Annotated in this window: 12 protein-coding genes, 1 tRNA gene, 1 rRNA gene and 1 riboswitch; of the genes, 5 read left to right on the top strand and 9 right to left on the bottom strand. The window is 45.4% G+C overall.

Annotation, left to right across the window (positions count from 1 at the left end):
- The first annotated feature begins 604 nt into the window (after nucleotides 1–604).
- The 5 genes from A3GG_RS0108315 to ribB all read left to right on the top strand — a co-directional run bounded on the left by A3GG_RS0108315 (nucleotide 605) and on the right by ribB (nucleotide 5,369).
- A complete protein-coding gene (locus A3GG_RS0108315) occupies nucleotides 605–1,891 on the top strand; it encodes a hypothetical protein (RefSeq protein WP_018358835.1) in 1,287 nt (428 codons plus the stop codon).
- 10 nt (nucleotides 1,892–1,901) lie between these two features.
- Complete coding sequence (locus A3GG_RS0108310; RefSeq protein ID WP_018358834.1) at nucleotides 1,902–2,390, top strand: NfeD family protein; 489 nt, start codon at nucleotides 1,902–1,904, stop codon at nucleotides 2,388–2,390.
- Nucleotides 2,391–2,410: 20 nt separating this feature from the next.
- The gene (floA, locus tag A3GG_RS0108305; RefSeq protein ID WP_018358833.1) at nucleotides 2,411–3,424 is read left to right on the top strand and encodes a flotillin-like protein FloA; all 1,014 of its coding nucleotides are present in this window, start codon (nucleotides 2,411–2,413) and stop codon (nucleotides 3,422–3,424) included.
- Between the two features lie 84 nt (nucleotides 3,425–3,508).
- Nucleotides 3,509–4,387 (top strand): nucleoside phosphorylase, encoded by an 879-nt coding sequence (locus A3GG_RS0108300; RefSeq protein WP_018358832.1) that lies wholly within the window; start codon nucleotides 3,509–3,511, stop codon nucleotides 4,385–4,387.
- A 105-nt stretch (nucleotides 4,388–4,492) separates the two neighbouring features.
- A riboswitch (FMN riboswitch) is annotated at nucleotides 4,493–4,614 on the top strand.
- 116 nt (nucleotides 4,615–4,730) lie between these two features.
- Entirely contained in the window at nucleotides 4,731–5,369 is a 639-nt protein-coding gene (ribB, locus tag A3GG_RS0108295; RefSeq protein WP_018358831.1) for a 3,4-dihydroxy-2-butanone-4-phosphate synthase, read from the top strand.
- A gap of 74 nt (nucleotides 5,370–5,443) precedes the next feature.
- On the opposite strand, the gene A3GG_RS0108290 is transcribed toward ribB, so the two are convergent.
- From A3GG_RS0108290 to rrf, 9 genes are all read right to left on the bottom strand, one after another.
- A complete protein-coding gene (locus tag A3GG_RS0108290; protein WP_018358830.1) occupies nucleotides 5,444–6,418 on the bottom strand; it encodes an NAD(P)-dependent oxidoreductase in 975 nt (324 codons plus the stop codon).
- Nucleotides 6,419–6,439: 21 nt separating this feature from the next.
- Complete coding sequence (locus A3GG_RS0108285) at nucleotides 6,440–9,262, bottom strand: putative LPS assembly protein LptD (protein ID WP_018358829.1); 2,823 nt, start codon at nucleotides 9,260–9,262, stop codon at nucleotides 6,440–6,442.
- Between the two features lie 85 nt (nucleotides 9,263–9,347).
- On the bottom strand, nucleotides 9,348–10,883 hold the full coding sequence (locus A3GG_RS0108280; RefSeq protein WP_018358828.1) for an NAD(P)H-hydrate dehydratase: 1,536 nt from the start codon (nucleotides 10,881–10,883) through the stop codon (nucleotides 9,348–9,350).
- A gap of 1 nt (nucleotide 10,884) precedes the next feature.
- Nucleotides 10,885–11,889: a lactate/malate family dehydrogenase gene (locus A3GG_RS0108275; protein ID WP_240704057.1), complete on the bottom strand. Its 1,005-nt coding sequence runs from the start codon at nucleotides 11,887–11,889 to the stop codon at nucleotides 10,885–10,887.
- An 86-nt stretch (nucleotides 11,890–11,975) separates the two neighbouring features.
- Nucleotides 11,976–12,170 (bottom strand): hypothetical protein, encoded by a 195-nt coding sequence (locus A3GG_RS0108270; RefSeq protein WP_018358826.1) that lies wholly within the window; start codon nucleotides 12,168–12,170, stop codon nucleotides 11,976–11,978.
- A 61-nt stretch (nucleotides 12,171–12,231) separates the two neighbouring features.
- Nucleotides 12,232–12,308, bottom strand: a tRNA-Arg gene (locus A3GG_RS0108265).
- A 175-nt stretch (nucleotides 12,309–12,483) separates the two neighbouring features.
- Nucleotides 12,484–12,663, bottom strand: a complete 180-nt coding sequence (gene rpmF, locus A3GG_RS13150) for a 50S ribosomal protein L32 (protein WP_083900398.1) — start codon at nucleotides 12,661–12,663, stop codon at nucleotides 12,484–12,486.
- 17 nt (nucleotides 12,664–12,680) lie between these two features.
- The gene (locus tag A3GG_RS0108260; protein WP_134849425.1) at nucleotides 12,681–13,202 is read right to left on the bottom strand and encodes a YceD family protein; all 522 of its coding nucleotides are present in this window, start codon (nucleotides 13,200–13,202) and stop codon (nucleotides 12,681–12,683) included.
- A gap of 169 nt (nucleotides 13,203–13,371) precedes the next feature.
- Nucleotides 13,372–13,480: ribosomal RNA gene (rrf, locus tag A3GG_RS0108255) — 5S ribosomal RNA — on the bottom strand.
- Nucleotides 13,481–13,588 lie beyond the last annotated feature (108 nt).

Below are 13,588 nucleotides of genomic sequence, written 5' to 3'. Positions count from 1 at the left end.
TAATCCGACTATACTTTCCTAACTGCTTGTTAATCAGTCCCGACATGCCTATTTTCTCCCAATATGAGATGAAAAATTGAGCTCCCCCGATTGCAGTCTTGCGATTTGTGCTAATAAATTGTACCTTTGCCATAACAAGTCCTCTATAATTTTTTGTAATATCTATACGAACATAAAGATACAAAAAAATCTGGACATAAGCCCTGTATTCTCCTTGAATACAGGGCTTTAATTATCAATAGCGCCACCTACTAATAATCAGGGGCTAACGCATACTTTGCGGAATCTAGGTAGAAATAAATTTTCCTACTCAGGCGAGCCAAGAGAAACGCATTAGTAGCGATTAGGTCTGTGGTTAGCAACCTTTCGACTCCAGTAGGGAACGGGCTGGTTGAAGGAGACAATAGTGCAGTGTTCGGTAGCCACGTCTGAACTGAGGAGTGGAGGCAATGCCCCCTTGCCTATGGAAGACCTTTGGGTTAGGGAGTTGAGGTCTAAAGAAGAGCGAGGGGAGAAGGAGCAAAATAATTCGACATAGACAACCGAATTATGGCTTTGCCAAGTAAACATAAATATGTACCTTTGGGTATAGGATTTGACGTATATGAAGAGAATTGCAATCATAATCGCCTCACTGCTCCTTAGCCTTCCACTAGTAGCCCAAGAAGCGACCACTGTCCTCTCTCCTATTCAGCAAGCGAAGCAAGCACTGGAGGAGGGTCGGTATCATGACGTAGAAAGCTGGTACAATGGGCTTTCTAAGAAGAATAAGCGAGCTGCTCAGAACTTGGCTTTGGCTACAGTGGCTGCTACCAATAGCTATCGAATAGACTTGGCAGAGGAGCGCATGCGCCTCTACAATAGCCTAAAACTGAGGAAACAAGAGGATCTTGCGAATAGGGAGAAAGTAGAGGAACACTTTGACTTGGTGAATCGCATGCTTTCCAACACACGCTCGGTCAATACTTCTGAAGTGCATTTGGGGACACTTGATGAGCTACTCCAGATCATACAAAAGCAGACTGCACACCTTGGAATAACCTCTGCCACAACTTATATTACTCCGGATGGCAAGACCAAATGGCAAGTGGGGAATGATAGTGTACCAGCATTTGAGGTGGTGCATAAGCTTGGCAATGGAGATTGGGACGAAGCTAATGCCGAAAAAATAGCGATACGAGGGCTACCCGAGGGGGCAAGTCTGAGCTATCCTTTTCTCCTCAGCGATGGAAATACGCTATACTTCTCTATAGAGCAAGAGGGTGTCACACCCCCCAATACAATGGGCGGTAAGGATGTGTATGTTAGCAGGTACGACAGAGAAGCCCAGGCTCTACTAGTTCCCACTCAATTGTCCATCCCCTTCAACAGCGCTTCGGACGACTTTGCCTATGTAGTGGATGAGCAGACCGACTTTGGTTGGCTGATAACGTCTCGCGACTGTGTGAGCGACACGCTTCGTCTCTATGTCTTTGCGCCCTCTACACTCGCTCGCTTTGAAGGCAGTGAAGGGTTATCGGATGTGGCGATGTGGCGCAACCCGCCATTGGTCGATAGGAGTTATAAAGCGCCCCAAAATATCGGGCAGAAGTCAGAGAGACCAATCCTCTTTTGGGTAGGAGATCTGGCTATTCGCTCAGAAGAAGACTTGCCGAATAGTCAGGCAAAGGCAGCCTTGAAGCAGTATGTACAACTTCAGCAATCTATTAGTAGCACAGAGAAGGCACTGACGGCACTCCGAGAGCAACTGCAGTCCAATCCAAGGTTACTCAATGACCTCCGAATGCGAGAGCAGGTTCTGAATCATGAAAAGAATTTGGAGAGCTACCGATTACGCCTCAAAGCCATACGCAATGAGGTGATAGGTCTAGCTTTCCCCAACTATAGATAGACTTAAATATATGACAGCACTTACCTTTTTCCTCGCCCTATTGGGAGCTATCCTCACAGCTGCCCTTATTCTGCTCGAAATCTTTTTTATCCCCGGGATAGGATTACTAGGGATTCTCGGTGTAGGCGGCTTCATCGGGATTGAGATCTTCCTAGTCCGAAGTGGTCAGTTTACGCTAGCGATTGCCTTTGCAGTACTCACCATCATCATCTTCCTCATAGGCTTCTACTTATTCAGTCGGAATAAGTTTATCAAGAAGGTAGAGCTCACCGATGCGGTAGATGAGATAGCAGTAAAGCTCCCCAAGGGTATCTCTGAGGGAGACACAGGTGTCACCGCTAGCCGACTAACACTAGGTGGCACCATCCGTATCGGCAAGGACACCCTACTCGAAGCGGAATCCGAGGAAGGATTTATAGATGAGGGCGAACCTATCTATATCTCAAACATTAGGAATAATAGGGTCTTCGTGAAGAGAACCCAAGGTAATAATAACTAAACACTTAACCATTTATATTTATGTACGATTCATTTACAATATGGATAGTGCTGGTGGTGATTGCTCTTGTACTAATAGCCATCTTCCTCCGCTACTTCCCTATCCTACTTTGGATCTCTACCCGCGCTTCCGGGGTCAAGGTCTCACTGATTCAGCTCTTCCTGATGAGGATACGTAATGTACCCCCTCACGTGATTGCTAAGGCAATGGTGGAGGCGCACAAAGCTGGGCTGCAGCTTACGAGAGATGAATTGGAGGCACACTATCTAGCCGGCGGGCATGTAGAGCAGGTAGTGCATGCACTTGTCTCTGCCAATAAGGCGAATATTGATATTAGCTTCAAGATGGCTGCAGCCATTGACCTCGCAGGGCGCGATGTGTTCAATGCGGTACAGATGTCGGTAAACCCCAAGGTAATAGACACCCCACCAGTAACGGCAGTAGCAAAAGATGGTATTCAATTGATTGCCAAAGCTCGTGTCACGGTACGTGCTAATATCCAGAGACTAGTAGGTGGAGCAGGCGAGGAGACCATTCTGGCTCGTGTGGGCGAAGGTATTGTAAGCTCTATCGGTTCGAGCGAAAGACATACCGTTGTACTTGAGAATCCAGACTCCATCAGTAAACTAGTGCTCCGTAAGGGGCTAGATGCGGGGACAGCTTTTGAGATTCTCTCCATTGATATCGCCGATATTGATATCGGTAGGAATATCGGAGCAGTACTGCAGATGGATCAGGCTCAGGCAGACAAGAATATTGCTCAAGCCAAGGCCGAAGAGCGCCGTGCTATGGCTGTAGCACAGGAGCAGGAGATGCGTGCCCTAGCTCAGCAAGCTAGAGCCAAGGTAATCGAGGCAGAGGCAGAGGTTCCTCTTGCTATGGCAGAGGCTTTCCGCAATGGCAACCTCGGTATCATGGACTACTATCGCATGAAAAATATAGAGGCAGACACCTCTATGCGTGATGCCATCGCAAAGCCTATTTCAGAAGAAAAGATAGGCAAAGAAAGCTCTCACGAAGACAAGAAGAAGTAAAACCCAGTGAAAGGAGGTGTGCATTCAAGAGCTTTAGCTCCACTCTACACGCCACCTTCTATGCACATTGACAATGATTGAAGTATGAACAAATTCGTAATACCAGAGTCTGAACTCATAATTAATAATGATGGAACCATCTTCCATCTCCATATCCGCCCAGAGGATATCTCCGATAAGCTTATTATTTGCGGTGACCCTTCACGTGTAGATATGATTGCTGCAAACTTTGATAGTATCGAAGTAAGTGTCTCTAGCCGAGAGTTTCATACCGTAACAGGCACCTACAAAGGCAAGCGCCTAACGGCTCTATCGCATGGTATTGGCTCAGATAACATTGAGATCGTTCTCAACGAGTTGGATGCACTCGCTAATATCGACTTTAAGACCCGTACGGCTAAGGACGAGCACAAGCAGCTAACGATAGTACGTGTGGGCACGTCAGGTGGTTTGCAGGACAATGCACCTATTGGGTCTTTTGTCTCAGCCAACTATGCTATTGGCTTTGATGGGGTGCTCCACTTCTATGCCGATCGAGACAAAGTGTGCGACAAAGCATTCGAAGCAGAGATGGAACGACAGCTAGAGTGGAAAATAGATGGTCTGAAGCCTTATGTGGTCAAAGCTCCTCAGGATATGATTGACCAATTTGTAAGCCCTGGCGGTGTGGTACCTGGTGCCACCATAGCTTGCAATGGTTTCTATGCGCCACAGGGACGTCGCCTGCGTGGTGTCCTAGCTGATCCCAAGCTCAATGAGAAGATTATCAACTTCGACTACAATGGAGTGAAGCTCACCAATTTCGAGATGGAGAGTTCTGCCCTTGCTGGTCTGGGAGCTATCTTGGGACACCGTGTGATCACCATCTGCACCATCATAGCAGGGCGGAAGAGTGAAACGATGAATACCGAGTACAAGGGGACTATCGAAGGATTGGTAGAGATGGTTCTAGACCGCATCTAATCCCCTACACCCACCATATAATTACCCTACACCTTTCACCGAGGTGTAGGGCAATTATTTTATCCTTAGTATTTTATTGTCTGACGCAATTTGGGTACCTTTGTGGTGATTCAAAGAGGATAGGTGAAATTCCTTATCGGTGGTATAGTCCACAACTCCTATTATTAGGACTGACATGGTGCAATTCCATGACCGACGGTTATAGTCCGGATGGTATTTAGAATCAATGGTGTATACTTCTCTGAAAGTCTTATTTCAGAGGAAAACGCATTATTCTGGTATATCATTTCTCCTCTTGCAGTATAGAAGTATTCCTATAATTATAATATTAAGCACAACAGAAATGAAACAATCAGAAACACTACCTACAGTAGTTGCCAATCGTATTGAGGCTGCCATCGAAGCTCTTCGAGACGGCAGAGGTATTTTGCTCGTGGATGATGAGGATAGAGAAAATGAGGGGGATATTATCTACCCTACTTCTAATCTAACACCCCAAAACATTGCACTCATGATTAGAGAGTGTAGCGGTATCATCTGCCTTTGCCTGAAAACAAAGAAGTGTCTTGAGCTCCAACTACCTCAGATGGTACCCAACAATACTTGTGTCAACCGCACAGCATTTACCATCTCTATAGAAGCAAAAGAGGGGGTGACCACTGGCGTTTCTGCTAAAGATAGGTGCCACACCATCAGAACAGCGGCTCGCGCAGAAGCCCGTCCTGAAGACTTGGTACACCCAGGGCATGTATTCCCACTTCAAGCAAAAGAGGGCGGGGTGATGGAGAGAAGAGGACACACGGAGGGGAGTATAGATATTGTATCTATTGCTGGTCTTGGTGATTCCGCTGTATTATGCGAGCTGACTAATCCAGATGGGACAATGGCGCGTATGCCAGAGATTAAGAAATTCGCTGAAGCGCACAATATGCCGGTGCTTACAATCGAAGATATCGTCTGCTACCGCACGATCCACGGATAATCGGTATAGTTATGACATAAGAGGCTCCGAAAACCATCGAGTTTTCGGAGCCTCTTATGTATATAGGTAGATTATTACTTAAGGACGACCTTAGCAAACAGACGATCCCCGAGTACTACACCTAGGACATTATTGGAGAACTCTCGGGCCATTGCCACGCGGGCTTCGGCAGTCTGTGTACCGACATGTGGGGTCATCACTACATTGGGCATATCGTAGAGCGCATCGAGTGGGTTATCGTCGTGCTCAAAGACATCGAGTGCTGCGCCTGCTATAGTCTTATTCTTTAGTGCCTCTACAAGATCTGCTTCGTTCACTACCTTTCCACGGGCGGTATTGACCAAGATAGCAGAAGGTTTCATCATCGAAAGACTTTCTTTATTGATAAGGTGATGTGAATCCTGATTGTAAGGTGTATGAAGAGAGATGATATCGCAGGTCTGGAAGATCTCTTCTTTCGTGGCGTAACGGACACCCTCCTGAGCCTCTTCGGCTGGGGTAAGCTGTGTACGCTTGTGGTAGACGACCTCTGCACCCATAGCTCTCAGTATACGCCCTACCGCTCTTCCAATATTACCATAACCGATGATACCTACTTTCTTGAGATAGATGTCGGTACCCAAACCATCGGCAAGCGACCCTTTAGCACTAGAGCGCTGACGGCGCATGGTGCTATCCCATATAGCAATCCTTCTGGTAAGACCTAAGAGGAGAGCCACTGCAAGCTCGGCAGTAGGTTGTACTACCGCTTGTGGGGTATTGGTAACAGTGATACCCTTGCTCTGGGCATAGGCGACATCTATATTATTGAACCCAACAGCATAGTTGGAGATAAGACGAAGATTAGGGAAGTGGTCGATGACCTCCTTGGTGATAGGGAGGGTAAACTCTGTACCCAATATGGTAGCATCATTGGGCAAAGTAGGTAGCATATCTAGGCTAAACTTTGCGCCCTCGGGAAGTGTCTCCACATTAAGATGCTGATACAACTCTTCAAATCCTGATGCTACAGTAGGATGGAAGAGGAATAGTAACTTGTCTTGTGCCATAAATATTATGATTTTGTATGATTAGTACCACAGTTGGTTGCGCCCATAACTTGGCTGATTGCTCATCTGATACTTCAGATCATGAAGCAATTGGCTCTTCACTGCGATAGTAAAGTTGTAGGACTTGAAGGCTCCAATAGGTATAAAGCTAGCGGTCATACTCCAACAGTGCAGGTCTCGGGTGACATTACAACTCATATTGGTAATCCTTCGCTCATCGAAGTTGTAGTTGGCAGAGAAATTGAAGCGCCAATTCTTGGTTGGAGAAAACTGCCCACTAAAGCTAAGGTCATGTCTCCACTTATAGGCGAACTCTTTAATCTCAGGGCGGAAGTCACCTGGACCGAGAGAAAGGTTATAGTTGAAGTTAAGGCTCCAATCTATCCTATTCTTAAGGTAGCCATCTCGGTCAAACTCTCCCAATGGACTATCCTGAGCCGAAAAAAGCGATTTCCCTGCTTCGTTATTGGCACCCTCTCCTCCGAATGACGACTGATTATCATTTGGGGCATTATCCCCGAAGCCCGACCTATCGCTAGAGGTATCTCCTTCGTCTTCACCACCTCCTTTTTTCCCAGAGAAGAGTCTCTTAATCTTATCAATGGTCTGGTTATTGAAGGTGTACGAGAACGAGGTACTAGTACCACGGAAACGACCGATTCCCTTACCATTAAGCACTCGAAGTTTATCTACTCTATATGGGATGATGCGACCATCATGCTCATGATAATCCCAAAGATAGGGGTCGAAGGCTCCGCCTAGTCTGAGCGTGAAGGCATCGGATAGGCGTAGAGAAATAGAGGCATTGAGATCGCTCCACTGGAAGGAGTCGGCTGCAAGATTGTAGCTTGTGGAGAGGTTGAGCGACTCTATCAAACTTATCTTCTTAAACTCTGTAGAATCTTGCTTTATCTTGGCTTCTAAGTTGTTGGCTAGAGAAAAACCAATACTTCCACTCTTGCCCCTACCTGGCACACCGAAGAGTTGCCTATCATAAGGGGATACATACTGCTCTACCTCTCTACCATCGGGCGTAATGTATTGCAAACGCTCCCAATACCCCCACCGAGGATCGCCAAAGTCGGGACGATAGTTGATAGAAATGGATGGCTCCATGCGGTGACGAATCATATTGACTTTATCGCCTAGGAATGGCAGTGGTTTCCAAAAACCATAAACGGTAGTGGAAAGAGAGAGTGAGGCATTGAAGTCGAAGACCCTATTGAAACCGTATGTAGTATCGGTAGCCACTACTTTATTCAGCGCAGGGTCGTACGCATGCTGTAGGCGAGAGGTGTACCAACGTTCGTTATAATTAAAAGATGGGGTTACTTTGATATAATTGAATAAGTCAAAGGAGGCACTCACAGGGATGGAGTGGCTCATACCATTCTGCCAATCCTTGAGGATATTCTTCTTTAGAATCTCCTTCTCATCCGTCTGGATAGAGTTACGGAGCTGTCCCGAATAGGATAGAGAAATCTTTTCGTACCACCTTTCCTTACCGACCTGCTGCTTCCGCTTAAATGGGTAGATACGGCTCATATTGATAGAGAGATTAGGGAGGGTAACGGAAATCCTCTTCTCTCTAGACTGCTGGCTAATATCCATAGAACCAGAGATACTCCACGGACTATTGGGGAATCTCTGCAAGAAACTGATACTAGAGCTCTTGGTATTCTCTCCCATAATAGCCTGGTTATACAGACCATCTAGATTATTATGGTTATAAGTGCTGGTAGAGAAGTTAACGTTGGCAGAGAAAGTGCGGTAGGGATTGGCCTTAGGATCCTGCCGGTGACTCCATTGGATACGGAAGTCTGTGGCTTTGGAATAATCGCCCGCCACTTTATCCCCTCTCTTAGTCACGATATAGCTGGCATTAATGCTACCACTATACCGATACCTCTTTCTGTAATTGGACTGAGCTTGTACCGCCCACGATCCTTTTGTATAAAGGTCTCCGGTGAGCTGAAGGTCTACATAATCATTAATAGCAAAGTAGTAGCCACCATTGCGGAGGTAGAAGCCTCGCTCCATCTCATCACCATACGTAGGCATGATAAGTCCTGACGCTCTAGAAGTGGTAAATGGGAAAAAGGCAAAGGGAAGACCAATCGGCAATGGCACATCAGCGATAACGAGGTAGACAGGACCCGAAACAAGGTCTTTGCCTGGACGGACCTTGGCTTTGGTTAAGGAAATATAGAAGTGTGGATGCAAATGATCGTCGCAGGTCGTATACTTACCCTCCATTAGATTGAGAAGCCCAGCATTGGTACGCTTTGTACGATTAGCAGTAACGAAACCCTCTCCCTGCTGTGTGACTACATCGGTAATGTAGCCTTGCTGGGAATTGATATCATAGTTAATGGTCTTTGCCTCATAACTTTCGTTACCCGTTGTAATCTTAGCATATATCTTCTCTTTCTTGAGAGAGTCGGGATAATCAATATAGGTAGCGAAGATGGTACCACTATCGGTATGCATGTGCATGTAGTCGCCGACTAGTTTTTGGTCCTGATAATTGATCTGACCATTGCCATACATCTTTACAAAGTTCCGCTTTGGAAGGATAACAATAGAGTCTTGACTCTCGAAGTCAAGTGGAGCTTTTAGATCACTTAATAAGCTACTATCGGCTGAGATAGTATCCGCCATAACCAGTGTATCCTTCTTCAGAGAATCTACAATAGCTACACTATCGACGGCTTGGATAAAGGGGATAGAAAAAGGGGCACCTAGCTCTCCTCGACTTGCTCTCGCTCTCGGAGAGATCATCCAGGAGAATAAGATATACCCTACCAGTATAAAGATAAAAAAAGGGAAGCCCTTACGTTTCACTACAATCTGCTACCAAACTAACTAAACTAGGGACAAAGATAATAAAATGTGGGGAATAGCACCATGAGCATTCCCCACATTTCTATCATAAATAGAGTGCCCCTACACTATCACTGGTAAATCTCTTGAAAGCTGTTGGGAGATACTGGACAAGCGCACTAGCTGTTAGCGACTCTTCACAATAATCGGCAGCGAAGTTCTCGGCAGCAAAACCATGTAAGAATGCTCCAGCAGCACAAGCAATCATTTGCCCTTGCTTCTTGCCCATGAGCGCTAAGATTATTCCAGTGAGTACATCTCCGCTTCCAGCCGTAGCCAGACCAGGATTGCCTGTGAGATTAAATACAACCTGACCAGTTGGTAATGCCGTAGCGGTATATGCCCCTTTGAGAAGGATATAAAGACCTCTTTCCTCGGCTGCAGTACGTAGCTTCTCTATCCTCTCTCGGCTATTCTTGGAAGGACCGAAAAGGCGATCGAACTCGCCTACATGAGGTGTAAGGATTGAACCTTTAGGAACCATATCAAGTAATCTTCCCTCGTCATCAGCCAGCAATGCCAGTGCATCGGCATCTAATAACAAAGGCAGCTTGTAACTACTCAAGAGCTGCTCGAGTGCTAATCTTGTTTCGGTAGACCGCCCAATACCAGGACCGACCGCAATCGCAGTATAATCGGCAAGAGGAAGAGAGGCCGATGAGAAGCTTTCCTCAGAAGGATCCTCCGAAACGAGTGCCTCGGGCAAAGAAGTATGTATGATAAAATTCGTCCCCATTGGCACACGAAGCGTCAGATGCCCTGCACCCGAAACCATAGCAGCCTTACCCGCAAGCAAAGCAGCGCCCATCATACTTCTGGAACCAGCAATCAGTAAGTCCCTGCCATAATCATACTTATTGCTAAACCGTCTCCGCATGGGGAGTGCACTCTCCATGGACTGAGTGTCAAAGATCATATAAGTGGCATCACTCTTACTTTGAGGCGTATAGAAACTAGGCTGGAGCACACGCCAGCGTCCTACGTATGGTTCGTATTCGGGGAAGAAAAAGAGAAGTCGAGGGCTATAAAATGTATAGGTAGCATCTGCCCTAAATATTTTCGTGTAGTCTATCAGTTCATCAGATACATCAGACATACCAGAAGGTATTTCCAAAGCAATCTTTATCGCTTTGATGCCATTGAGGTACTTAACGACATTATTCAGAGATGGATTTGGTTCTACTCCCTGTATCCCATCGATAAGCAGATCTGTTTCATCAATAGTAGGAGGGTTAAACGAATTGGTAGTTACCTCTATCAGCCTGTCAGATTCCTCCAAAAAGTCATCACGCTCCATAGCGACCTCTGTAGGCAAATTACCCGAAGGATTAAGCAGAACTACCTCTATATCGTACTGCATTCCTAGAAGGGATTGCGCCACTTTGATAGCCAGAGCACCCTTCTCATTAGGTCCAGCAAAGACCACAGCTCTCCTATTGAGGAGGAAGTCTTGCTTAATCCGATTACAGACAGCAATACTCTTGTGCGCGATTAGCTCTGAAACCCCTTCCCAATCACTTCTCTCATCCACTAGCTGAGCTTCAAGCTCAACGACTTCCCTACTATTAAATATTTTCTGCATCTTACTCTACACAAACAAGTTCTTTTACCTCTTGCAATACTCCACCCCACTCTTCGGTCGCAGGAAGAAAACCTTCCTCGATAAGCCGATCTCGCATAACTCTAATGGACTCAAAGGCGCCATCAAGACGCACTATATCCTCTCTACTACCACAACATGGTAGATGATGACAACCTTTGCTATCTACCCTCGTCAATAAAGAACCGAAAGTATAAGGATACCTAGTAGAGTGGTGATACCTTGCCGTTGGGACTATAAACGGATGCTCATCCGTTGCCATCAGTATCCTCAAACAATGGATCGCAGGACTTTGGTAAGCGGTTTGCCCCCTTTGCTTATAAATACCGATACCCGACCTACGAACCTCCGATACTATTGTCTCCTTCTCACCGCTTGATAAGTTAAGAAGTTCCCCCCTAATGCGCGCCATATCAAGCATGGGAGCCATTAATGTATCGTGACTACCTAAAGTGTAGACAGATTCTAAATCATCTTCCTTTACCATGTATCGCCGTTTAAGAGTCCTGCGAAACCGCTCAGTATCCAGAGCAGAAAGGCTCATCACCTTCTCAGGATGGAGTTCACTATGTACAAGGAGCATAAGCCCCATAAGATCTGAAGGATTACTGACGCACACAACCCGAGTAACCTTATCCTTAACATTCGCAATAGCACGTCCGGCTTCTAAAGCGAAAGGCGCATTCTGCAATAACATCTCCTCTCTTGTCTTTGCACCTCCTGGCACACTTTTAGCGAAAAGGATATAGCCACCATTAGCGACTGCCTCAGGAATAGACAAGGACAAGTCTATCTGAATATCCCCGAAGCCAGACTCTTCTATCTCATCCTTCAGTCCCTGCAAGCGCTCCATACTACTGCCACACAAAACAATATGGGGGCTAAATCTCTCTAAAAGAGCATAGAAAGTCATCTCACTAGCAAGACGACCCGTAGCACCAAGAACAACCAATGGTTGATCAGTAAAGAAAGTTGGAATACTCATCATACATAGTAAGAAAAACACAAAAAGGCAACCTAAGAGAAACTTCCCTCAGGCGCCAATTCTGCCATAGTCAATACCCGAAGAAGTTATTACTTCTCAGTACTAGAAGGTAGTGAGTTGAGCTTCTTATCCAAGAAGATATGAATAAGGAAACCAAAAACTACTAGGAGCAGACCAATAATAAGCCCCGTATTAGACTGGTTACTACCTGCAAAACCGATATAGATAAGCAAAATAGCGCCAATCAATTGTACTAAGACACCAAGATAGGTTATACCCTTCATAAGATTATATCTCTATATTAAATTAAAAATATCATAGTTGCAATACAGCTTAACTGTACTATGGTGACCCAGAAGGGATTCAAACCCCCGACCTTCAGAACCGGAATCTGACGCTCTATTCAGCTGAGCTACTGGGCCTTCAAACACGGAAGGGATTACTATCCACTATCCAAAGCCTCACTCACACAAAGGTAACAAAAGATTTTGAGATACGCACCTACTTCAAAGCAATAATCACAGCACAGTAAAAAACGAAAGCAGAGCCACTCCGAAGAGTTGCTCTGCTTATTATGATCACTAATAAGTGCAAAACTTAAGCGTCTACCTCAATAGCTATCTGACCGCGGTAATAGCCACACTCAGGGCATACGGTATGATAAACATGGTAAGCACCACAGTTAGGACACTTAGCTAGTGTTGGAGCAGTAGCTACGTCATGAGTTCTACGCTTCCTGGTCTTAGACTTCGACTGACGTCGTTTTGGATGTGCCATAATCGATATTTATATTACTAATTATTATTCTTACTACTCAATTCACGCTTTAGCTCAGCCCATCGAGGATCCTCCTCCTCATTACGAGGCTCTTCTGGAGTCAGGTATTTCACCATCTCAGGGTCACAATCCTCTATCTCATGCATTCTCTGGATTGGCAAGTGCAGTGCCAGGAGCTCATAGGCAATCCAAGAGAAGTCATAAATAGGATTTTGTGCATCAAGCGTAATCACTTCATCATCAACATCATTAAGAGAGTCACCAATAACAATATCCACTAACTCCACCGCATCTACATCAATAGACAAAGGTTGCAAACACCTATCACACTCTACAGACACTTCTCCAACATAATCAAACGACAATTGGAAACGATTAGTATCAAGAGGAGATACAATTAGAATCAAACTCACATCTCCACCAAGAATCTCTCCGCCCTCATTTCGAGCAAAGAAATCATCCCCAAGAAGTAGCTCAATGCTTTCTGCCTCCTTAGGGAAGTGAGTGAAGTCAAGAGTAAAATCGTTACTTAGTCTCATAAAAATGAGCATAGGAAGTACCTACACCAAAACGTTGCAAAGATACACAAAAAAGAAGAGATATAAAAGCATTCTTCAGTGAAATCTGAGAATGACTGTGGTCAATAACCAGTAAAGTTTACAAAGAGAGAGAGACGCTCAGTTGTAAACCACTAAGCGTCTCTCAGTAAAATGGCGACTACCTACTCTCCCTTCGTAAAAGTACCATCGGCGTTACTGGGCTTAACTTCTCTGTTCGGAATGGTTAGAGGTGGATCCCCAGTGCTATAGTCACCTAATTATATCTTGACATATTGGCAATAATCTATATCTACTACAATAACTAAAGAACTAAGAGATGACATCTCGATTGGTCAATGTCCTTCTATCTTACTTATTTTATAGCG

It is taken from the genome of Porphyromonas levii DSM 23370 (genome assembly GCF_000379925.1).
Lineage (GTDB): Bacteria > Bacteroidota > Bacteroidia > Bacteroidales > Porphyromonadaceae > Porphyromonas_A > Porphyromonas_A levii.
This window is presented reverse-complemented; position numbering and strand designations above follow the sequence as displayed.